19 protein-coding genes, 1 pseudogene and 1 riboswitch are annotated in these 21,078 nt (G+C 70.2%); of the genes and pseudogenes, 7 read left to right on the top strand and 13 right to left on the bottom strand.

Features of this window, described 5'->3' with window-relative positions; translation table 11 throughout:
* Positions 1 to 22 precede the first annotated feature (22 nt).
* Both ABN611_RS24450 and ABN611_RS24445 read right to left on the bottom strand, forming a co-directional pair.
* A complete protein-coding gene (locus ABN611_RS24450; RefSeq protein ID WP_350274561.1) occupies positions 23 to 1,072 on the bottom strand; it encodes a 3-isopropylmalate dehydrogenase in 1,050 nt (349 codons plus the stop codon).
* Positions 1,069 to 1,224 carry a hypothetical protein gene (locus ABN611_RS24445; RefSeq protein ID WP_350274560.1) on the bottom strand — a complete coding sequence of 52 codons (156 nt, stop codon included), beginning with the start codon at positions 1,222 to 1,224 and terminating at the stop codon, positions 1,069 to 1,071. The genes ABN611_RS24450 and ABN611_RS24445 overlap by 4 nt, the downstream gene beginning before the upstream one ends.
* 146 nt (positions 1,225 to 1,370) lie before the next feature.
* Here ABN611_RS24445 and ABN611_RS24440 point away from each other — a divergent pair, with 146 nt between their 5' ends.
* The gene (locus tag ABN611_RS24440) at positions 1,371 to 1,937 is read left to right on the top strand and encodes a class I SAM-dependent methyltransferase (protein WP_350274559.1); all 567 of its coding nucleotides are present in this window, start codon (positions 1,371 to 1,373) and stop codon (positions 1,935 to 1,937) included.
* 97 nt (positions 1,938 to 2,034) lie between these two features.
* Here the strand turns inward: ABN611_RS24440 and serA are convergent, their stop codons facing one another.
* The 5 genes and pseudogenes from serA to ABN611_RS24415 form a co-directional block, all read right to left on the bottom strand.
* Positions 2,035 to 3,633 carry a phosphoglycerate dehydrogenase gene (serA, locus tag ABN611_RS24435; protein WP_350274558.1) on the bottom strand — a complete coding sequence of 533 codons (1,599 nt, stop codon included), beginning with the start codon at positions 3,631 to 3,633 and terminating at the stop codon, positions 2,035 to 2,037.
* A 117-nt stretch (positions 3,634 to 3,750) separates the two neighbouring features.
* Positions 3,751 to 4,941: a serine protease gene (locus ABN611_RS24430; protein ID WP_350274557.1), complete on the bottom strand. Its 1,191-nt coding sequence runs from the start codon at positions 4,939 to 4,941 to the stop codon at positions 3,751 to 3,753.
* Positions 4,942 to 5,047: 106 nt separating this feature from the next.
* Positions 5,048 to 6,067: a ketol-acid reductoisomerase gene (ilvC, locus tag ABN611_RS24425; RefSeq protein WP_350281676.1), complete on the bottom strand. Its 1,020-nt coding sequence runs from the start codon at positions 6,065 to 6,067 to the stop codon at positions 5,048 to 5,050.
* 156 nt (positions 6,068 to 6,223) lie between these two features.
* Positions 6,224 to 6,727: pseudogene (gene ilvN, locus ABN611_RS24420) on the bottom strand (acetolactate synthase small subunit); the annotation flags it as partial.
* Positions 6,728 to 6,803: 76 nt separating this feature from the next.
* Positions 6,804 to 8,555: an acetolactate synthase large subunit gene (locus tag ABN611_RS24415; RefSeq protein WP_350274556.1), complete on the bottom strand. Its 1,752-nt coding sequence runs from the start codon at positions 8,553 to 8,555 to the stop codon at positions 6,804 to 6,806.
* 421 nt (positions 8,556 to 8,976) lie between these two features.
* Here ABN611_RS24415 and ABN611_RS24410 point away from each other — a divergent pair, with 421 nt between their 5' ends.
* Both ABN611_RS24410 and ABN611_RS24405 read left to right on the top strand, forming a co-directional pair.
* Positions 8,977 to 9,510, top strand: coding sequence for a CHAP domain-containing protein (locus tag ABN611_RS24410; protein ID WP_350274555.1), 534 nt, complete (start codon positions 8,977 to 8,979; stop codon positions 9,508 to 9,510).
* A gap of 72 nt (positions 9,511 to 9,582) precedes the next feature.
* Positions 9,583 to 9,659: riboswitch (ZMP/ZTP riboswitch) on the top strand.
* Positions 9,660 to 9,678: 19 nt separating this feature from the next.
* A complete protein-coding gene (locus ABN611_RS24405) occupies positions 9,679 to 10,566 on the top strand; it encodes a 5-aminoimidazole-4-carboxamide ribonucleotide transformylase (RefSeq protein WP_350274554.1) in 888 nt (295 codons plus the stop codon).
* Here ABN611_RS24405 and ABN611_RS24400 read toward each other — a convergent pair.
* From ABN611_RS24400 to ABN611_RS24385, 4 genes are read right to left on the bottom strand one after another with little or no spacing between them, the layout of a single operon-like run.
* Positions 10,556 to 11,095, bottom strand: a complete 540-nt coding sequence (locus tag ABN611_RS24400; protein ID WP_350274553.1) for an AAA family ATPase — start codon at positions 11,093 to 11,095, stop codon at positions 10,556 to 10,558. The two genes, ABN611_RS24405 and ABN611_RS24400, sit on opposite strands and share 11 nt — an antisense overlap.
* Positions 11,096 to 11,139: 44 nt before the next feature.
* On the bottom strand, positions 11,140 to 11,436 hold the full coding sequence (locus ABN611_RS24395) for a ubiquitin-like small modifier protein 1 (protein ID WP_350274552.1): 297 nt from the start codon (positions 11,434 to 11,436) through the stop codon (positions 11,140 to 11,142).
* Positions 11,437 to 11,465: 29 nt separating this feature from the next.
* Positions 11,466 to 12,560: an exo-alpha-sialidase gene (locus ABN611_RS24390; protein WP_350274551.1), complete on the bottom strand. Its 1,095-nt coding sequence runs from the start codon at positions 12,558 to 12,560 to the stop codon at positions 11,466 to 11,468.
* A 13-nt stretch (positions 12,561 to 12,573) separates the two neighbouring features.
* A complete protein-coding gene (locus ABN611_RS24385; protein ID WP_350274550.1) occupies positions 12,574 to 13,506 on the bottom strand; it encodes a 2-hydroxyacid dehydrogenase in 933 nt (310 codons plus the stop codon).
* 76 nt (positions 13,507 to 13,582) lie between these two features.
* Here ABN611_RS24385 and ABN611_RS24380 point away from each other — a divergent pair, with 76 nt between their 5' ends.
* The 4 genes from ABN611_RS24380 to ABN611_RS24365 all read left to right on the top strand — a co-directional run bounded on the left by ABN611_RS24380 (position 13,583) and on the right by ABN611_RS24365 (position 18,034).
* Positions 13,583 to 14,962 carry an FAD-binding oxidoreductase gene (locus ABN611_RS24380; RefSeq protein ID WP_350274549.1) on the top strand — a complete coding sequence of 460 codons (1,380 nt, stop codon included), beginning with the start codon at positions 13,583 to 13,585 and terminating at the stop codon, positions 14,960 to 14,962.
* Complete coding sequence (locus ABN611_RS24375; protein ID WP_350274548.1) at positions 14,959 to 16,245, top strand: cyclopropane-fatty-acyl-phospholipid synthase family protein; 1,287 nt, start codon at positions 14,959 to 14,961, stop codon at positions 16,243 to 16,245. The genes ABN611_RS24380 and ABN611_RS24375 overlap by 4 nt, the downstream gene beginning before the upstream one ends.
* Positions 16,246 to 16,338: 93 nt before the next feature.
* The gene (locus ABN611_RS24370) at positions 16,339 to 17,424 is read left to right on the top strand and encodes a PQQ-dependent sugar dehydrogenase (protein ID WP_350281675.1); all 1,086 of its coding nucleotides are present in this window, start codon (positions 16,339 to 16,341) and stop codon (positions 17,422 to 17,424) included.
* 124 nt (positions 17,425 to 17,548) lie between these two features.
* Positions 17,549 to 18,034, top strand: a complete 486-nt coding sequence (locus ABN611_RS24365) for a hypothetical protein (RefSeq protein ID WP_350274547.1) — start codon at positions 17,549 to 17,551, stop codon at positions 18,032 to 18,034.
* Between the two features lie 37 nt (positions 18,035 to 18,071).
* Here the strand turns inward: ABN611_RS24365 and gatB are convergent, their stop codons facing one another.
* Together gatB and gatA are read right to left on the bottom strand one after the other, a co-directional pair.
* Positions 18,072 to 19,574, bottom strand: a complete 1,503-nt coding sequence (gatB, locus tag ABN611_RS24360; RefSeq protein WP_350274546.1) for an Asp-tRNA(Asn)/Glu-tRNA(Gln) amidotransferase subunit GatB — start codon at positions 19,572 to 19,574, stop codon at positions 18,072 to 18,074.
* On the bottom strand, positions 19,571 to 21,076 hold the full coding sequence (gene gatA / locus ABN611_RS24355) for an Asp-tRNA(Asn)/Glu-tRNA(Gln) amidotransferase subunit GatA (RefSeq protein WP_350274545.1): 1,506 nt from the start codon (positions 21,074 to 21,076) through the stop codon (positions 19,571 to 19,573). Before gatA ends, gatB begins: the two co-directional genes overlap by 4 nt.
* Between the last annotated feature and the right edge of the window lie 2 nt (positions 21,077 to 21,078).

Raw genomic sequence — 21,078 nt, 5'->3', positions numbered from 1 at the left:
GATCTCACAGGGGGTCATCGGTTCACCCGGCCGCGCGCTTGGCGATCGCGTCGCCGATCTCGGCCGTACTGCGGGCGACGCCCGTGCGCTCCTCGATGTCCGCCTCGACGGCCGCCTCGATCGCCCGGGCCGCCTCGGTCAGCCCGAGGTGCTCGCAGAGCAGCGCCGCGGACAGGATCGCCGCGGTCGGGTCGGCCTTCTGCTGGCCGGCGATGTCCGGCGCGGAGCCGTGCACCGGCTCGAACATGCTCGGCGCGGTCCGGTCCGGGTTGATGTTGCCGCTCGCGGCCAGCCCGATGCCGCCGCTGATCGCGGCCGCCAGGTCGGTGATGATGTCGCCGAACAGGTTGTCGGTGACGATCACGTCGAACCGCGCCGGGTCGGTGACCAGGAAGATCGTCGCCGCGTCCACGTGCAGGTAGTCGACCGCGATGTCCGGGAAGTCGGCGGCGACCGCGTCGACGGTCCGCTTCCACAGGTGGCCGGCGTGCACGAGCACGTTGTTCTTGTGCACCAGCGTGAGCTTCTTGCGCGGGCGCGCCTGCGCCCGGGCGAACGCGTCCCGCACGACCCGCTCGACGCCGTACGCCGTGTTCACCGACACCTCGGTGGCGATCTCGGCCGGCGTGCCGACCCGGAGCGCGCCGCCGTTGCCGACGTACGGGCCCTCGGTGCCCTCGCGGACGACGACGAAGTCGACGGTGCCCGGGTTCGCCAGCGGGGAGCCGACGGACGGGTAGATCTTCGACGGCCGCAGGTTCACGTAGTGGTCGAGGGTGAACCGGAGCTTGAGCAGCAGACCGCGCTCGAGGACGCCGGACGGGACGCTCGGGTCGCCGACCGCGCCGAGCAGGATCGCGTCGTGCTTGCGGATCTCCTCCAGCTCGGCGTCCGGCAGCGTCTCCCCGGTGGCGTGCCAGCGCTTCGCGCCGAGGTCGTACTCGGTCCGCTCGAACGTCACGCCGTGCTGCGCGGCGACCGCGTCGAGCACCTTGAGCGCCTCGGCGGTGACCTCCGGTCCGATCCCGTCGCCGGGAACGACAGCCAGCGTGAAGTTCTTGTTGTCGCTCACTTCTTGGGTTCTCCCCCGTTGTCGCGGCGGTTCATGGCCTCTTGGACAGCCTTGACCTCGTCCCGGGCCGGACGGGCGGGACGGCGACGCCGGGTCGCCTTCCGCTCGCGCGCGTCGATGGCGGGCCAGTCGGCTGGATACATGTCGTACATGCTGCTCCTCCCCAATATGGCGTGGGCGGCAGGACGCGCACGAATTTACTCGCACGTCCGACTATTCCTCCACTATGCGGGCAGGATGTCCCGGCATGTGAGATCCGGGTGGGGCCACTGGACCGGACCTGTGCGACTCTCACCCGGTGAGTGCTCCTCCAGAACTGCCGCCGCTGGTGTCGGCGGCCCTCAGCCTGTCCGGCCGGCGCGGATTCGTCAGCTCCACCAGGAACGAGACCGGCCGGTTGCTCGCCACCCTCGCGGCCTCGAAGACCGGGCTGCTCGGTGAGCTAGGGACCGGCTGCGGCGTCGGCTCGGCGTGGCTGCGCAGCGGCGCCGGCGAGGACACGTCGATCGTCACCGCGGAGAGCGATCCGCAGCTCGCGCAGGCGGTCGCGGAGCTGTTCGCCGCCGACGAGCGGATCGAGGTGGTCTCCGCCGACTGGACGGCGCTGATCGAGCGCGGGCCGTTCGCGCTGCTGTTCGTGGACGCCCGCGAGGCGAAGCTGTCCGCCCGCGACATCATCGCGGACGTGGTGGAGCCGGGCGGTTTCGTGGTCCTCGACGACTTCACGCCGTCCGCGGTCTGGCCGCCGATGTACGAGGGGCGCGTGGACACGCTGCGCCAGGAGTGGCTGATGGACAAGCGCTTCACCACCGTCGAGGTGATGGTCGCCCCCGACGCCGCCGTGCTGCTTGCCACCAGGCGCTAGAACCGAAGCGGGCCCGGGCTATGGAGCCCGGGCCCTTGCCAGCCGCCATGCGCCTGCGGGCGGCTGACCGCCTTCAGTAAAGCAGTCGCTTGGTTCGTCAGGCCTCGAGGTCCACGGTGCGGGCCGTGTCGGCCTGGACCGCGACCGCGATGTCGTCGAGGACGGCCGGCGCGATCGCCGAGTCCACCGACAGCGCGACCAGCGCCTTGCCGCCCTTGCGGTCCCGGCTGACCTGCATGCCGGCGATGTTCACGTCGGCGTCGCCGAGGATCCGGCCGACCTGGCCGACGATGCCCGGCCGGTCCTCGTAGGTGAGGAACGCCAGGTGCGCGGCGAGCTCGATCTCGACGTCGAACCCGTCGATCTCGACCAGCCGCTCCGACTGCCGGACGCCGACCAGCGTGCCCGACACCGACACCTGGGCGCCGTCCGCGAGGGTGCCGCGCAGCGTGATCAGGTTGCGGTGCTCGGGGCTGTCGTGGTCGGTGACGAGCCGGACCTCGAGGCCCCGCTCGGCCGCCAGCAGCGGCGCGTTCACGTACGAGACGTTGTCCTCGACCACGTCCGCGAAGACGCCCTTGAGCGCGGCGAGCTCGAGCACCTTGACGTCGTACTGCGTGATCTCGCCGCGGACCTCCACGTCGAGCTGCTGCGCGACGCCGCCGGCCAGCGCGGTGAAGATCCGGCCGAGCTTCTCGGTCAGCTGGATGCCCGGGCGGACGTCCTCGGCGATCACGCCGCCCTGGACGTTGACGGCGTCCGGGACCAGCTCGCCCGACAGCGCCAGCCGGACCGACTTCGCGACCGCGATCCCGGCCTTCTCCTGGGCCTCGTCGGTGGAGGCGCCGAGGTGCGGCGTGACGACGACGTTCTCGAACTCGAACAGCGGCGAGTCGGTGCACGGCTCGGACGCGAACACGTCCAGCCCGGCGCCGGCCACCCGGCCCTCCTTGAGCGCGCTGTACAGCGCCTGCTCGTCGACGATGCCGCCGCGGGCCGCGTTCACGATGACGACCTCGGGCTTGACCTTGTGCAGCTGCTCGTCGCCGATCAGGCCGATGGTCTCCGGGGTCTTCGGCAGGTGCACCGAGATGAAGTCACTGGTGGCCAGCAGCTCGTCGAGGGTCGCGAGCCGGACGCCCATCTGCGCGGCCCGGCCGGCCTGCACGTACGGGTCGTAGGCGATCACGTTCATGCCGAAGGCGGCCAGCCGCTGCGCGACCAGGACACCGATCTTGCCGAGGCCGACGATGCCGACGGTCTTCTCGAACAGCTCGACGCCCGAGTACTTGCTGCGCTTCCACTCGCCCTTCTTGAGCGACTCGTTCGCCGCCGGGACCCGCCGCGCGGCGGCGAGCAGCAGGGCGACCGCGAGCTCGGCGGCGCTGACGATGTTGGAGGTCGGCGCGTTCACGACCATCACGCCGGCCTGGGTGGCGGCCTTCACGTCGACGTTGTCCAGGCCGACACCGGCCCGGGCGACGACCTTGAGCTTCTTCGCGGCGGCCAGCGCCTCGGCGTCCACCTTGGTGGCGCTGCGGATCAGGATGGCGTCGACGTCGGCGATCGCCGGCAGCAGCTCGGCGCGGTCGGCGCCGTTGGTGTGCCGGATCTCGAAGTCGGGGCCGAGCGCCTCGACGGTGGCCGGGCTGAGCTCTTCGGCGATCAGGACGACGGGCCGGGTTAGGTCAGTCATGGAGGAATCTCCTGCAGAAGCGGTAGGGGCTCATCAAGAACAGAGCACCGCGCTGTGCCCGCCGTCTCGATGGTACCGCGTCCGCCCGGCGGCGCGAGCCGGGGACCCGCATGCCGGTCAGTCGGTGTCGCAGGCGACCGCGTCCGACGCCTTGACCGTTCTGTCGATCACCAACTGGCCGCGCGACCTGACCAGATAGAACGTCGTGTCCAGCCGGCTGCAGTTCTGGCCGCCGGCGCCGGCGGCGGTGGGCGCGTACATGACGTTGTACGCCATCCGCGCCGACGAACCGTCCGGCGCGAGGTCGGTCAGCCTCGGGCTGAAGAAGTACGACGTCAGGTGCTTGTTCCGGTCCTGTTCCTCCGTCAGGGCACCGGCGAACCGCGGCGAGTAGAACGCCCGCACCTTGCCGAAGTCGTGCCGGTTCTGCAGGGTCAGGTAGTTGGCCAGCAGCCGCTGCACCTCCTTGGCCAGCGGCGTGCCGGCGACCTGCAGCACCGGCGCGATCGGGCTCTGCGGACCGCGTGACTCCGGGCACGCCCCCGGCGTTCCGACGGTGAGGCCCGACGGCGCCTGAGCGACGTACTCGCGGAGCTTGGTGAGCGACACGACCGTGCTGGCCTGGACCGTGTCGCCGGTGACGAGGCCGACGAGGTCGCCGGATCTGTCGACCACGGCGCCGCCGAGCTTGGCCGGGTTCATGAACTGGCTCAGTGCCTCCGGCTCGGCTGCCGAGCCGATCCCGTTCACCACTCGCTTGCCCGCCGCCGTGTAGCCGATCAGCGCCCGCTCGGCCTTCGGGTCCGGATCGGTCGCGGGCAGCTGAAGCGGCTCGCCGTCGAACCCGATCGACTGCAGGACGGCGACCCCGTCCGCGCTGGTGCCGAGCAGGTTCGCCCGCCGGATCCGGCCGTCCGGCGTCATCACCACGATCGACGTCGGCGTCTCGACCGCCGACGCCGCGGTCAGGATCCGCCCGTTGTCGATCAGCACGCCGGATGCTTCACCGGACGAGCCGCAGGTCGTGGCGAGCACGCGGACCACGGCCGGACCGGCGGCCTCCAGCGCCGCGGCAGTGTCGATCCGCAGGCTCTGCTGGCGGACGAACCACCCCGCCCCCGCGCCGCCCGCCACGATCACCAGGAGCACCAGGAAGCCGGCCAGGAACCGGCCGTAGATCCACGGCTGCCGCGGCTGCGGCTCGGAGGGGTGCACCGGGCGGCTCGGAGCCTCCAGTTGGGTGAGCGTCCCGGCGTCGACCGGGATCCGCCGGGGCGGTCGCGGCAGCTCGGACCTGCCGTCGTTCACGACCGCTCACCTCCCCCACGTGCCGATCCGGAATCGTCACACATTGTGTCAAAAGAAAGGGCCCGGTCCACCCACCTGGATGGTCCGGGCCCTTCGGTGTGTCCGGTCAGCGGGCGGCGGTGCCCTCGACGTAGTCCTCGTCGTGCGACTTGACCCACGCCATCAGGCCGCGCAGCTCCTTGCCGACGGCCTCGATCGGGTGCTGCTCGCTCTGCTTGCGGAACTCGGCGAACTCCGGCGCGCCGGCGTCCTGGTCGGCGATGAAGCGGGCCGCGAAGGTGCCGTCGGTGATGTCCGCCAGCACCTCCTTCATCCGGGCCTTCACCGACGCGTCGATGATCCGCGGGCCGGACACGTAGTCGCCGTACTCGGCGGTGTCGGAGACCGACCAGCGCTGCTTGGCGATGCCGCCTTCGTAGATCAGGTCGACGATCAGCTTGAGCTCGTGCAGGCACTCGAAGTACGCGACCTCGGGCTGGTACCCGGCCTCGGTCAGCGTCTCGAAACCGGCCTGGATCAGCGCCGACACGCCACCGCAGAGGACGGCCTGCTCACCGAACAGGTCGGTCTCGGTCTCCTCGGTGAAGGTGGTCTTGATACCGCCGGCCCGCAGTCCGCCGATGCCCTTGGCGTACGAGAGCGCCAGGTCCCACGCCTTGCCGGAGGCGTCCTGCTCGACCGCGACCAGCACCGGGACGCCGCGGCCCTCGGAGTACTCGCGGCGGACCAGGTGGCCCGGGCCCTTCGGGGCGACCATGAACACGTCCACACCCGCCGGCGGCTTGATGTAGCCGAACCGGATGTTGAAGCCGTGACCGAAGACCAGCGCGTCGCCGTCGACCAGGTTCGGCTCGATGGCCTCGGTGTAGAGCTTGCGCTGGGCCGGGTCCGGAGCGAGCACGACGATCACGTCGGCCTCCTCGCAGGCCTCGGCCGGCGTGACGACCCGCAGGCCCTGCGCCTCGGCCTTCGCGCGGCTCTTCGAGCCCTCGGGCAGGCCGACGCGGACGTCGACGCCGGAGTCGCGCAGCGAGAGCGCGTGGGCGTGGCCCTGGGAGCCGTAGCCGAGGACGGCCACGTGCCGGCCCTGGATCACCGACAGGTCGGCGTTGTCGTCGTAGAACATTTCAGCAGCCACTTCGGGCACTTCTCCTTAGTTTTGATTCGGTACGGCGGCGGTACGGCCCGGCGGCGGCGCCGGTACCGGGTGCGAACGCTCGGCGGGTCGCGCCTGGACGTTCGGCGGTCCGGACTGCACGTGCGGCGGCGGCACCGGGACCGGGCGCAGCGTGCGGTCGGAGATGGAACGGCTGCCGCGGCCGATCGCCACCATGCCGGACTGCACCAGCTCGCGGACGCCGAAGGGTTCCAGCACCCGGAGCATGGCTTCGAGTTTCTCGGGATTGCCGGTCGCCTCGATCGTGATCGCGTCCGGTGCCACGTCCACCACCTTCGCACGGAAGAGCTGGACGGTCTCCAGCACCTGCCCGCGGGTCAGGGTGTCCGCCTTGACCTTGACCAGCAGCAGTTCGCGCTGGACTGTCTGGCTCGGCTCGAGCTCGACGATCTTGATCACGTTCACCAGCTTGTTGAGCTGCTTGGTGATCTGCTCGAGCGGCTGTTCGTCCACGCTGACCGCGATGGTCATCCGGGACACCTCGGGGTGCTCGGTCGGGCCGACCGCGAGGGAGTCGATGTTGAACCCGCGGCGCGAGATCAGCGCCGCCACCCGGGCCAGCACACCGTGCTTGTTCTCGACCAGGATGCTCAATGTGTGCTTGGACATCATCGTCCTCGCTTCGCTGCGGGCGACGATGTCGCATGGACGCTGTGCTTGATTGTGCCTTCGCTTCGCTCAGTCACTAGAGCTCCTCGCTGTCCCACGTCGGGGCCATGTCGCGGGCGATCTGGATCTCGTCGTTGCTGACGCCGGCGGCGACCATCGGCCACACCATCGCGTCCCGGTGCACGACGAAGTCGACCACCACCGGCGCGTCGGTGACGGCCATCGCCTTCTCGATGGTCGCGTCGACCGAGTCCTTGTCCGAGCAGCGCAGCCCGACGCCGCCCATCGCCTCGGCCAGCTTGGCGAAGTCCGGGATCCGCGCCGAGTGCAGGTCGGTGTTGGAGTAGCGCTTGTCGTAGAACAGCGTCTGCCACTGCCGGACCATGCCGAGCGACTGGTTGTTGATCACCGCGACCTTGATCGGGATGCCCTCGAGGGCGCAGGTGACGAGCTCCTGGTTGGTCATCTGGAAGCAGCCGTCACCGTCGATCGCCCACACCGTCTTGTCGGGCCGCGCGACCTTGGCGCCCATCGCGGCCGGTACGGCGTACCCCATGGTGCCGAGGCCGCCGGAGTTCAGCCAGTGGCCGGGCTTCTCGAACGGCAGGAAGTGCGCGGACCACATCTGGTGCTGCCCGACGCCCGCGGTGTACACGGCGTCCGGGCCGGCGATCTCGCCGATCCGCTTGATCACGTGCTGCGGCGAGAGCGTGCCGTCCTCCGGCTCGTCGTACCCGAGCGGGTACCGCGCGCGGACCGCCTCGAGCTGGTTGCGCCAGGCGTCGTACGACGGGGTGCGGCCGGAGTTCCCGATCTCGGTCCGCAGCGCCGCGATCAGGTCCGAGATGACCTCCTTGCAGTCGCCGACGATCGGCACGTCGGCGGCCCGGTTCTTGCCGATCTCGGCCGGGTCGATGTCGGCGTGGATGACCTTCGCCTCCGGCGCGAACGAGTCGAGCCGGCCGGTCACGCGGTCGTCGAACCGGGCGCCCAGCGTGATCAGCAGGTCGGAGCGCTGCAGCGCGCCGACGGCCGACACCGAGCCGTGCATCCCCGGCATGCCGAAGTGCAGCTCGTGGGTGTCGGGGAGCGCGCCGCGGGCCATCAGCGTCGTGATCACCGGAATGCCGAGCAGCTCCGCGAGTTCCTTCAGCTCGGCGCTGGCCTGGGCGCGGATCACGCCGCCGCCCACGTACAGCACCGGCTTCTCGGCGGCGACGATCAGCCGGGCCGCCTCGCGCACCTGCTTGGGGTGCGGGCGGGTCACCGGACGGTAGCCGGGCAGCGAGAGCTCGGTCGGCCACTGGAAGTCGACACCCTGGGTCTGCATCGCGTCCTTGGTGACGTCGACCAGCACCGGGCCGGGCCGGCCGGTGGAGGCGATGTGGAAGGCCTCGGCGATCGTCGTGGCGATCTCGTTCGGGTCGTTGACCAGGAAGTTGTGCTTGGTGATCGGCATCGTGATGCCGCGGATGTCCGCCTCCTGGAAGGCGTCCGTACCGATCGCGGCGCTGGCGACCTGGCCGGTGATCGCCACCAGCGGCACCGAGTCCATGTACGCGTCGGCGATCGGGGTCACCAGGTTCGTGGCGCCCGGGCCGGAGGTGGCCATGCAGACGCCGACCTTGCCGGACGCCGCGGCGTACCCCTGGGCGGCGTGGCCGGCGCCCTGCTCGTGACGTACCAGGATGTGGCGGATCTGGGTCGAGTCGAGCATCGGGTCGTACGCCGGGAGGATCGCGCCACCCGGGATACCGAAGACGGTGTCGACTCCGGCATGTTCCAGTGCGCGGATCAGAGCCTGTGCCCCGGTCAGCTGCTCACTCATGAGTGCCTTCCCTCAGTCAGTCACGCTTGTTATGCCCAAAAACTGCACCGTTCGCGACCGATCCATCCTCGCTTGTGGCTGTTTCCGCTGCTTCCCCGGGTCTCGGATAGTCGCATTGGCAACAAAAAACCCCTTCCGCCGGGTTGGCTGAAGGGGCGCGCTCGACTCTGTGGTCGCGTCAGTCGGCGCGCCGCACAAGTACGAGGAGAATCGATCGCATGTAGGCATTATTCGCCGACAACTGGTAACCGGGTCAAGTTGGGCCCGCGTGCGTCTCGGAACCTGAGACGAGTGTCTTACGGTTACTGTCTTCGTAACTTGATGCCGCTGTTATGGCTCCGTGAAGTTGGTTAGTCACATACTGATCTGGCGAGCTCGCCTGAAAAATTCCTACCGCCCCCTCTCCAGATCGGAGTGACCCATGCGACTCTTCCTACGCCTGCTCCCCCGGCTGCTCCTGGTCTCCGTCCTCGTCGCCGCGTCCGGTGCGCTGACGCTCACCGCCTCCGCGGCCGACACCCGGACGAAGATCGTGAACGCCGCCAACGGCGAGATCGGGCAGCAGGAGACGCCTCCCGGCAGCAACTGCAACCCGTACGGTCCGTGCCAGGCGTGGTGCGCGCACTTCGCCACCTGGACCTGGCGCAAGGCCGGGATCGACATCCCGAACTACGGCTTCACCGGCGACATCTACACCTGGGGCCGGCGCAAGGGCCGCGCGCATTCGAGCAACACCGGCATGAAGCCCGGCGACATCGTCCTCTACGGCACCGGCCCGCAGAACACCAGCACCAGCGTGCACACCGGGGTGGTCGTTGCGGTCGGCAACGGGAAGATCACGACGGTGGAAGGCAACTCCGGCGACAAGGTCCGCAAGCACGGCCCCTTCGACCCGAAACACGCCAAGGCCGCCGGCCGCCCCGGCAACATCTACGGCTGGGTGTCGGCCCAGTAGCTCCCCCGACCAGCCGGTGCGGCCACTCGCCCCACCCCGCACCGGCTGCTGGTGGGTGCGGGTCGCCGGGTAAGCTCGCGGTGCGACTGGCGAGGGTGGGTTACCACCGGGGAGCGTAGAGCAAGGCGTCGTCCGCCTGGGCGCCTCCGATCGGACTCGGAGGTCGCGATGCGGCTGCGGTACGGCATGAACCCTCATCAACAGGCCACGATCACGCCGCTGGACCGCCCGCCGTTCGCGGTGGTTTCGGGCGAAGCGTCGTACATCAACGTCCTCGACGCGCTGACCGGGTGGCAACTGGTGCGCGAGGCGTCGGCGCGGTTCGGCGTACCGGCTGCGGTGTCGTACAAGCATGTGTCGCCGGCGGGGGCGGCGCTGGGTGCGTCGGTGGCGGACGCGTACGCCCGCGCGCGGGACGCCGATCCGAAGTCGTCGTACGGCGACTTCGTGGCCGTCTCGCATCCGGTGGACGCGGAGCTGGCCGGGCTGCTGAAGCGCGTGGTCTCGGACGGGATCATCGCGCCCGGGTACGACGAGGGCGTGGTCGAGGTGCTGGCTTCGAAGAAGCGCGGGACTTTTCTGGTGCTGGAGGCGGACGCGGAGTTCGAGCCGCCGGCGGAGGAGGTCCGGGAGGTGTACGGCGTCCGGCTGACGCAGGAGCGGGACGCGCTGCCGATGCCGCGGGATCTTCCGGACGACGCGGTGCTCGGGATGATCGTGGCGCGCTACACCCAGTCCAACACGGTCGTGATGGTGAAGGACGGGATGACGATCGGCGTCGGCGCCGGACAGCAGTCGCGCGTGGACTGCACGCGGCTGGCGGGTGAGAAGGCGCAGCTGTGGTGGTCACGCCGCTCGAGCGAACCGCTGACCGGCGTGACGATGATCTCCGACGGCGCACTCCCGTTCACCGACAACGTCGAGGAAGCCCAACGGTACGGCGTGACCCACATCGTCGAGCCGGCCGGCTCGATCCGCTCCCCCGAGATCGCCGCCGCCTGCGCGGCCGCGGGAATCACGTGGTCGCCGACCGACCTGCGACTGTTCAGGCACTGAGCAGGTAGTCGCCCGAGGCAACAGCTTTGCGGACCTCGGCCGCGGTCCGCTCCGGATCGAGCCGGGACGTGTCGATGGCGTGCCGCTCCAGGTCGCCGAGGTCCGCGAACGCGCCGTGCAGCCCGGTCAACGCATCGGCGTCGGTCAGCTCGACGCCGCCGCGGGCCTGACCCCGGGCGAGCGTCGTCGCGAGGTCCGGCCGCAGGACGACGTACGACATCCGCCAGTCCCCCTCCGCCGCGGCCCGCCGGTAGGGCGGCAGGAACCACGGCCCGATGACCCCGTCCACGACGACGTCGTATCCGCCGTCCACGTACACCGCGACCGCGGCGACGATCGCGTCCACCACCACGACGTTCTGCCGCTGCGACTCCGGCAGGTACGGCGGGATGAAGCCGGTCCGGATCGCGCGGAAGAACTCGTCCGTCGTCACGTGCACCGTCGGCCGCGGCGCGTCGGTGGCGACGAGCCGCGCCACGGTCGTCTTGCCCGAGCCGGACGGACCGGTCAGCAGAAGTACGTCGCTCATGCCGCCCGACGTTAACCCCTCCACCGACAAGTTGCCCGCCGGTTTCAGCCGCCGGCAACGCTTGGGAGGACGAGGAGTTCGTCGCCGGGGGTGAGTTGGGTCTGGAGGCCGGAGAGGTCGCGGATGTTGTCGTTGCCGAGGTAGATGTTCACGTGGCGGCGGATCGCGCCCTGTTCGTCGGTGAGGCGGCGGCGGAGGGCCGGGTGCTGTGCCTCGAGTGCGGCGAAGACCGCGGCGACGGTCAGCTCACCGTCGACCTCGAGCTCCACACGCTCGGCCCCGCCCGCGAACGGCCGCAACACCGTCGGCAGCCGCACCGCAATCGTCCCGCCGTCAGCCATCCCTGCCTCCGTCATCTCGCCTGTCGGTCTCATCCCACGACTGCGGCGCGGACTGCGAGTACGTCGGGTAGGTGGCGCGCGGCTTCCACCCAGGTTTCGCCGGCGTCGGCGCTGACATAGACACAGCCGTCGCGGGTGCCGAGGTATACGCCTGCCGGGTCGGCGGTGTCGGTTGTCATGGCGTCCCGTAGTACGGGGGCGTAGGAGACATCAGGCAGGCCTGTGGACAGTGGCTCCCAGGTGTCGCCGGCGTCGCGGGAGCGGAAGACGCGGCAGCGGGCGTCGGTGGGGATGCGGTTCGCGTCGGCGACCAGGGGGAAGACGTACACGGTTTCGGGCTCGTGCGGGTGCACGACGATCGGGAAGCCGAAGTCCGACGGCAGACCGTCCGCGATCGACTTCCAGACCGCGCCGCCGTCGTCCGAGCGGTACACGCCGTGGTGGTTCTGCGCGAACAGCCGCTCCGGCGCGTCCGGGTGCGCGGCCAGCTTGTGCACGCACTGCCCGAACTCCGGGTACGGGTCCGGGAAGAACTTCGCCTGGATCCCCTTGTTCGCCGGTGACCACGTCGCCCCGCCGTCGGCCGTCCGGTAGACGCCACCGGTCGACATCGCCACGCTCACCCGCGCGGGATCGGTCGAGTGCGGTACGACGGTGTGGATCGCCGCGCCGCCGAACCCGGCACCCCACTCGGACCGGTGCGGGTGGTCCCACAGCCCGCGCACCAGCTCGAACGTGACACCGCCGTCGGTCGACTTCCAGAGCGCCTGCGGCTCGGACCCGGCGTACACCACGCCCGGCTGGTCGGCCGGGCCCGGCTGGATCTGCCAGACCCGCTCGAGCGAGGCCTCCGCGTCGGCCGGGAACCCGATCGAGCCCTCCGGCGGCTCGGCCCACGTCTTGCCGAGGTCGTCGGAGTGGAACACGGCCGGACCCCAGTGTTCGCTGGTGCCGCCCACGAGCAGCCGCGGCCGGTCGCCCCGGGTGTCGATGCCCACGGCGTACACACCCTGCATCTCGAACTCCGGCACCGGCCCGTCGAGCCGCCAGTCCTTGCGGGCAGCGTCGCTCCGGCCGATCCAGAGCCCCTTCTTGGTGCCGATCAGCAGTACGGCCTCGGACATCTTCGTCCCTCCCTCAGCGTGGCGGACCTGCCACCACATTGATCAACGGTTCCCCGGACGCGTAGCGCTCGAGCTGCGCCCGCACCAGCCTGGCGACGCGCGGCGCGAACGCCGTCGAGGCGCCGCCGCGGTGCGGATTGATCAGTACGTTCGGAGCAGACCACAGCGGATGTCCGGCGGGCAACGGCTCGGGGTCGGTCACGTCGAGCGCTGCGCGGATCCGCCGCGTCCCGAGCTCGGCGAGCAGCGCGTCCGTGTCCACGACGACACCGCGCGCGACGTTCACCAGCAAGGCGCCGTCCTTCATCCGGGCCAGGAACTTCGCGTCGACCATCCGCTTCGTGTCCGGCGTCGCGGGCGTCAGCAGCACCACCACGTCCGCGCGCGGCAGTAACTCGGGCAGCTCGGAGATCGGGTGTACGCCGTCCCGCTCCCGCCGCGCGACCCGGATCACCTCGCACTCGAACCCGGTCAGCCGCCGCTCGAGCGCCTCGCCGATCGCGCCGTACCCGAGGATCAGCACCGTGCGGTCCGCGAGCGAGTCGTCGACCTCGTCGTACGACCCCGGCCAGACCTCGCGCTCCTGGTCACGGACGGCACGCGGGAGATTCCGGTACGACGCCAGGATCAGGCCGACCGCCAGCTCCGCCGTGGAGGCGTCGTGGACGCCGCGCGCGTTGCACAACGTCACGCCGTCGGCGAGCCGCGACTGCACGTGCTCGAACCCGGCCGTCTGCAGCTGCACGACCTTCAGCGCCGGCATCTCGCGGACGACGTCGAACACGTCACCGCCGCCCATGTAGCTGGGCACGTAGAACTCCACCTCCGCGAGCGACTTCGGCCGCTCGCCGCCGGAGAACACGTCGACGTCGAATCCCGCGGGCAGCCCGCCGAGGAACCCTTCGGGGTCCTCCCACGGGAGCCATGCCTTCACCACATCAGCCATGTGACAGAACTTACTCGGGGCCTCGGACAGTTTGAACTCCCGTGCCGGACCCCGGGCGGAGTCGTACTCTGGATCGGTGCCTTCGACATCGGATGTGGCGGCGGTGGTGGCGCACGATCAGGCCGTCGGGCGGCTGCGGGAGTCGTACGGGCGAATCCCGTACGGCGAGCCCGTCCGGCTGGCGAAGCGCAGCTCGAACCTGTTCCGCCCGCGCGCCGAGATCGACCGCCCGGGGCTGGACGTCTCGAAGCTGACCGGGGTGATCGCGGTCGATCCCGCCGGGCGGACTGCCGACGTCCAGGGCATGTGCACCTACGAGGACCTGGTCGCTGCGACGCTCCCGCATGGGCTGACGCCGATGGTCGTGCCGCAGCTGAAGACGATCACGCTCGGCGGCGCGGTCACCGGGCTCGGCATCGAGTCGTCCTCGTTCCGTGCCGGCCTGCCGCACGAGTCGGTCCTCGAACTCGACATCCTGACCGGCGCCGGCGAGCTCGTCACCGCGCGTCCCGAGGGCGAGCACGCGGACCTCTTCCGGGTCTTCCCGAACTCGTACGGCACGCTCGGCTACGCGACCCGGCTGCGGATCGAGCTCGACCGGATCTCGCCGTACGTCGCCCTCCGGCACGTCCGGGTCGGTCTCGACGAGCTGGCGCCGGCGATCGCGTCGATCGTTGCCGACGGCATGTACGACGGCGAGCCGGTGCACTTCGTCGACGGGGTCGCGTTCAGTCCGTCGGAGGTCTACCTGACGCTCGGGCGGAACAGCGACGCCGCGGTGCGGACCAGCGACTACACGGGCCAGCAGATCTACTACCGGTCGATCCGGCAACGGCAGACGGACTTCCTCACCGCGTACGACTACCTGTGGCGCTGGGACACGGACTGGTTCTGGTGCTCCGCCGCCTTCGGCGCGCAGAAGCCCGTCGTACGGCGGTTGTGGCCGAAGCGCTGGCGACGCAGCGACGTGTTCCACAAGATCGTCGGCTTCGAGAACCGGCACCACGTTGCCGCCCGGCTGAACAAGCGCCGCGGGAGGCCGGACCGGGAGCGCGTCGTGCAGGACGTGGAGATCCCGGTGGAGCGGCTGGCGGAGTTCCTGCGCTGGTTCGACGCCGAGGTGGGGATGCGGCCGGTCTGGCTGTGCCCGCTGCGGCTGCGCGGGGAGACGGCGTGGCCGCTGTACCCGCTGCGGCCCGGTGCGACGTACGTGAACGTCGGCTTCTGGGGCACGGTGCCGATCGCCCCGGGCGCTGCGGACGGCGACGTCAACCGGCGGATCGAGGCCGCGGTCACCGAGTTCGGCGGCCACAAGTCGCTGTACTCCGACGCGTACTACGACCGCGACACCTTCGACCGGCTCTACAACGTCCCCGCCTGGGACGAGGTGAAGAAACGCTACGACCCGGACGCCCGGCTCACCGGGCTCTACGAGAAGGCGGTGACGCGCCGATGACGACGCTCGCGACCCACGTATCGATCGCCGAAGCTCTCACCACTGTGATCCCGGAGGAACTGCCGTTCCGGTTCTCGGCGTACGACGGCAGCGCGGCCGGACCGCCGGACTCGAAGATCCACCTGCACCTGGCCAACGAGCGGGGGCTGTCGTACATCCTCACCGCGCCGGGTGACCTCGGGCTGGTCCGCGCGTACGTGATGGGCGACCTCGAGGTCACCGGTGTGCATCCGGGCAACCCGTACGAGCTGATGCGGCTGATCCTGGACCAGTTCCACTTCCACCGCCCGAAGGCGGCCGAGGCGCTGCGCATCCTGCGCGGTCTCGGCTGGAGTCACCTCAAGCCGCCGCCTCCGCCGCCGCAGGAGCACCTGCCGAAATGGCGCCGTACCTTCGAAGGGCTGCGGCACTCCAAGGCGCGGGACAAGTCGGCGATCCACCACCACTACGACGTGTCGAACACGTTCTACGCATGGCTGCTCGGGCCGTCGATGACGTACACGTGCGCGGTCTACCCGCACGAAGGCGCGACGTTGGAGGAGGCGCAGTACGAGAAGTACGACCTGGTCGCGCGCAAGCTCGACCTGAAGCCGGGGATGCGGCTGCTCGACGTCGGCTGTGGCTGGGGCGGGATGGTCCGGCATGCGGCCCGCGAGTACGGCGTGACCGCGCTCGGCGTCACGCTGTCCGCGGCGCAGGCGGAATGGGCGTCGGCCGCGATCAAGCGCGAGGGCCTGGAGGACCGCGCCGAGGTGCGGTACCTGGACTACCGCGACGTACCGGACCGCGACTTCGACGCGATCAGCTCGATCGGCCTGACCGAACACATCGGCGTCCGCAACTACCCGTCGTACTTCGGTTTCCTGCTGGATCGGTTGAAGCCCGGCGGCCGGCTCCTCAACCACTGCATCACCCGTCCCGACAACCGCTTCCGCAACACCGGCGCGTTCATCGACCGCTACATCTTCCCCGACGGCGAACTGATCGGCTCCGGCCGCATCATCGCCGAGGCCCAGGACGCCGGCTTCGAGGTCCGCCACGAGGAGAACCTGCGCGAGCACTACGCCCTCACCCTGACCGCCTGGAACGAGAACCTGGTGGCCCACTGGGACGAGGCGGTCGCCGAAGTAGGCCCCGCCACCGCCAAGATCTGGGGCCTCTACCTGGCCGCCAGCCGAGCCGGCTTCGAACACAACACCATCCAGCTCCATCAGGTCCTGGCCGCCAAACCCGACCACCGCGGCAACTCCCACTTCCCCCTACGACCCACCTGGGGAAGCTGAACCAGTCGTTGCGCTGCGGTGTAGTAATGAGGCAGGACAACCGGAGGAGACGGCGTGGGCAGCACGAGGGTCGGGCGAGGCGGGCGGGCTGCGATGGTGGCGGCCGCACTGGTGATGGCGGCTGGTTGTTCTGACGGGACGCCGAGTGGGGCCGGGACGAGTGTGCCGACATCGGCGCCTGCTTCGACTGGCTCGCTGCCTGGCGGTGGAGTGAGGCTGGCCGTGGCGTCGACCGTGGCGACGGGGATTGAGGTGCCTTGGGGGTTGGCGTTCTTGCCGGATTCGAGCGCATTGGTGACTGAGCGGGACTCGGGGAAGGTGAAGCGGGTTGCTGGTTCCGAGGTGAGTGAGGTGGGGAGCGTCGAGGGGGTGAAGTCCTCGTCGGAGGGTGGGTTGCTGGGGGTTGCGGTGGATCCGGGGTATCCGGAGAAGCCGTACATCTACGTGTACTACTCGGGCGACGACGACAACCGGATCGCGCGGATCACCTATCGGGACGGGAAGTTGTCGGAGCAGCAGGTGATTCTGGAGGGGATCCCGGCGGCGGCGATCCACAACGGCGGGCGGCTGCGGTTCGGGTCGGACGGGTATCTGTACGCCGGCACCGGGGACGGGTCGGACCGGCCGACCTCGCAGGACGACGGGTCGCTGGGTGGGAAGATCCTGCGGATCACCACCGACGGGAAGCCCGCGCCGGGGAATCCGGACGGGCGGGTGTGGATCAGCAAGGGGCACCGGAACGTGCAGGGGCTCGCGTTCGACGGGGAGCAGTTGTACGCCGCCGAGTTCGGGCAGAACACCTGGGACGAGTTGAACGCGATCACCGCGGGCACCAACTACGGCTGGCCGGCCGCCGAGGGGGTCAGCGGGCTCGACGGGATGGCCGACCCGATCGCGCAGTGGCGGACGGCGGACGCGTCGCCGTCGGGGATCGCGTTCACCGAGGGGCACGTGTTCATGGCGTCGCTGCGCGGTCAGCGGCTGTGGGCGGTACCCGTTGCCAACGGCAAGCGAACCGGTGAGCCGCAGGCCTTCTTCACCAACGAGTACGGGCGGCTGCGCACGGTCGAGGTCGCGCCGGACGGCTCGCTGTGGCTGACCACGTCGAACACCGACGGCCGCGGCGACACCCGCGACGGCGACGACCGCATCCTGCGCGTGACGGTCAGCACGTCCTGACCCGTCAACCGTTTCAGCCCTTCGGTCGTCTGGTACTCGTAGAGGGAGAGTCCCAGGATCGAAGGAGGAGATCGGTATGCCGACCGGCCAGGCGTCTGGCGTCCCCAGCAGTGTGATCGCATCGATGAGCAACTTCGTGGATGCCCGTCGAACAGTCGAGTACCTCAGAAGCTACGGGATGGACGCGCGGAGCCTGGAGATCGTCGGCGCCGGACTCCGGCAGGCGAGCAGACGTACGGCCGTCCCGGTCGTCCGGCTCACCGCGACGACCGCGCTGTACGGCGCCCTGCTCGGCGTGCTCGCCGCGGTGTTCGTGACGCTGGTCGCCGAGACCACGCTGACCGGTCTGGCGGTCGTCGTCTGGGGCTTCGTGTACGGCGTCCTCGTCGGAGCGCTGTGGGGGATGTTCCGCGGTCTCGGCCGGAACCGCCCGGAGGCGGTGAGCACCGAGATCGTGCCGACCCGCTACGAGGTGCGCTGCCCGAGCGACGAACTGTCGGTGGCGCGGACCCTGCTCGCGAACGCGTCCGACGTCGACGACGGCCGCATCGATCGCAGCGTGATCGCCGACGCCCCGCAACCCGAGGAAGAGCATCGAAACGCTGCCTGAGAACTTGGGGGTGCCGCGCGGCACCCCCAAGTCAGCGTCAGATGCCGAGCTTCTCGTTCAGCAGCTGGCGGACCTTGGCGGCGTCGGCCTGGCCGCGCATGTCCTTCATCACCGCGCCGATCAACGCACCGGCCGCGGCCGGCTTCCCGGAGTTCACCTTCTCGACGACGTCCGGGTTCGCGGCGATCGCGCGGTCGATCGCCTCGAGCAGCGCCGAGTCGTCCGACACCAGCGCCAGCCCGCGCTTCTCGATGATCTCCGCCGGCGTACCCTCGCCGGCCAGCAGGCCCTCGAACACCTGCCGGGCGATTTTGTCGTTCAGCGTGCCGGCGTCGACGAGCTTCTGCACCTCGGCGACCTCGGCGGCGCCGACGTGGAGCTCCTCCAGCCCGACGCCGGACTCGTTCGCGGCCCGGGCGAGCTCACCCAGCCACCACTTCTTCGCGGCGGCCGGCGTGACTCCGAGCTCGACCGTCGACTCGATCAGCTCGACCGCACCGCCGTTCACGACATCGCGCATCTCGAGGTCGGTGAAGCCCCACTCCCCCTGCAGCCGCGCACGCCGTACGGACGGCGGTTCGGGCAGGGTGGCGCGCAACTCCTCGACCCACTCGCGCGACGGCGCGACCGGGACCAGGTCGGGCTCCGGGAAGTACCGGTAGTCCTCGGCGTCGGACTTCTCCCGGCCGGAGGTCGTGATGCCGGTGTCCTCGTGCCAGTGCCGGGTCTCCTGGATCACCTTGCCGCCGGTGGCCAGCACAGCGGCCTGCCGGGTGATCTCGTAGGTGACCGCCCGCTCGACCGAACGGAACGAGTTCACGTTCTTGGTCTCGGTCCGGGTCCCGAACGCGGTCGCGCCGCGCGGCTTCAGCGACACGTTCGCGTCGCAGCGCAGCGAGCCCTGGTCCATCCGGACGTCGGACACGTCGAGCGCGAGCAGCAGGTCACGCAGCATGCTCACGTACGCCCGCGCCACCGCGGCGGCCTTCTCCCCCGGCACCTCGATCGTCTTGGTGACGATCTCGATCAGCGGGATCCCGGCCCGGTTGTAGTCGACCAGCGAGTGCGACGCCCCGTGGATCCGGCCGGTCGCGCCGCCGATGTGCGTGGACTTGCCGGTGTCCTCCTCCATGTGCGCGCGCTCGATCTCGATCCGGTACGTCTCGCCGTCGACGACGACCTCGGTCCAGCCGTTGAACGCGATCGGCTCGTCGTACTGCGAGGTCTGGAAGTTCTTCGGCATGTCCGGGTAGAAGTAGTTCTTCCGGGCGAACCGGCACCACTCGGCGATCTCGCAGTTCAGCGCCAGGCCGATCTTGATCGCGGACTCGACCGCGCGCGCGTTCACCACCGGCAGCGCACCCGGCAGCCCGAGGCAGACCGGGCAGGTCTGGGTGTTCGGCTCGGCGCCGAACTCGGTCGGGCAGCCGCAGAACATCTTCGACTTCGTGTTCAGCTCGACGTGGACCTCGAGGCCCATCACCGGGTCGTACTGCGCCAGCGCCTCGTCGATCGGCATGACCTCGGCAGCGATGGTCATCGGGTCACCTCCAGCTCCGGAGCCTTGGTCATCAGGACGCCGCCCCACTGCTCGGCCAGCGCGGACTCCAGCGCGGCGCCGACCTTGTACAGCAGGTCGTCGCGCAGCACCGGCGCCATCACGTGGAAGCCGACCGGCAGGCCGTCCTCGTCGGCGAGGCCGCACGGGAACGACGCGGCCGCGTTACCGGCCAGGTTGGACGGGATCGTGCACAGGTCGTTCTTGTACATGGCGATCGGGTCGTCGATCCGGTCGCCGATCGCGAACGCGGTGGTCGGCGTGGCCGGCGAGACCAGCACGTCCACCTGCTCGTACGCCTGCGCGAAGTCGCGGGCGATCAGCGTCCGCACCTTCTGCGCCTGGCCGTAGTACGCGTCGTAGTACCCGCTGGACAGCGCGTGCGTGCCGAGCATGATGCGGCGCTTCACCTCGGCGCCGAAGCCTGCCTCGCGGGTCAGGCTCATCACCTTCTCCGCGCTGTTCTCGCCGTCGTCGCCGACGCGCAGGCCGTACCGCATCGCGTCGAACTTGGCCAGGTTGGACGAGGCCTCGCTCGGCAGGATCAGGTAGTACGCCGGCAGCGCGTACTGGAAGTGCGGGCAGGAGACCTCGACGACCTCGGCGCCGAGCTTGGTGAGCAGCTCGACCGCCTCGTGGAAGCGGGCCTCGACACCCGGCTGGTACCCCTCGCCGCCGAGCTCCTTGACGACGCCGATCCGCAGCCCGGCGACGTCACCGTTGCGGGCCGCCTCGACGACCGGCGGGACCTCGGCGTTGATCGAGGTCGAGTCCATCGGGTCCCAGCCCGCGATCGCCTCGTGCAGCAGCGCGGCGTCGAGGGTCGTCCGCGCGCACGGGCCCGGCGTGTCCAGGCTCGACGCGAGCGCGATCAGCCCGTACCGCGAGGTGCCGCCGTACGTCGGCTTCACGCCGACCGTCCCGGTGAACGCCCCCGGCTGGCGGATCGAGCCGCCGGTGTCGGTGCCGATCGCGAGCGGCGCCTCGTACGCCGAGATCGCCGCGGACGAACCGCCGCCGGAACCGCCCGGGATCCGGCTCAGGTCCCACGGGTTGTGGGTGGTGCCGTACGCGGAGTTCTCGGTGGAGGAGCCCATCGCGAACTCGTCCATGTTGGTCTTGCCGAGGATCACGATCCCGGCGTCCTTCAGCCGCTTCACGACGGTCGCGTCGTACGGCGGCTTCCAGCCCTCGAGGATCTTCGAACCGGCCGTGGTCGGCACGCCCTCCTGGGTGAGCACGTCCTTCAGCGCCAGCGGCACACCGGCCAGCGGGGACAGCGGCTCGCCCGCGGCGCGCTTGTCGTCGACGGCCTTGGCCTGCGCCAGCGCACCCTCGGTGTCGACGTGCAGGAACGCGCGCACCGCGCCGTCGACGGCGGCGATCCGGTCCAGGTGCGCCTGGGTGATCTCCACCGAACTGGCCTGCCCGGAGGTCATCAGCTCCGCGAGCTCTGATGCGGTCTTCCTGGTGAGGTCACTCATGG

It is taken from the genome of Kribbella sp. HUAS MG21, assembly GCF_040254265.1.
In the GTDB taxonomy this organism is placed as follows: Bacteria; Actinomycetota; Actinomycetes; order Propionibacteriales; family Kribbellaceae; genus Kribbella.
The sequence above is the reverse complement of the archived record's forward strand: the minus strand, read 5'-3'. Positions and strand labels throughout refer to the sequence as shown.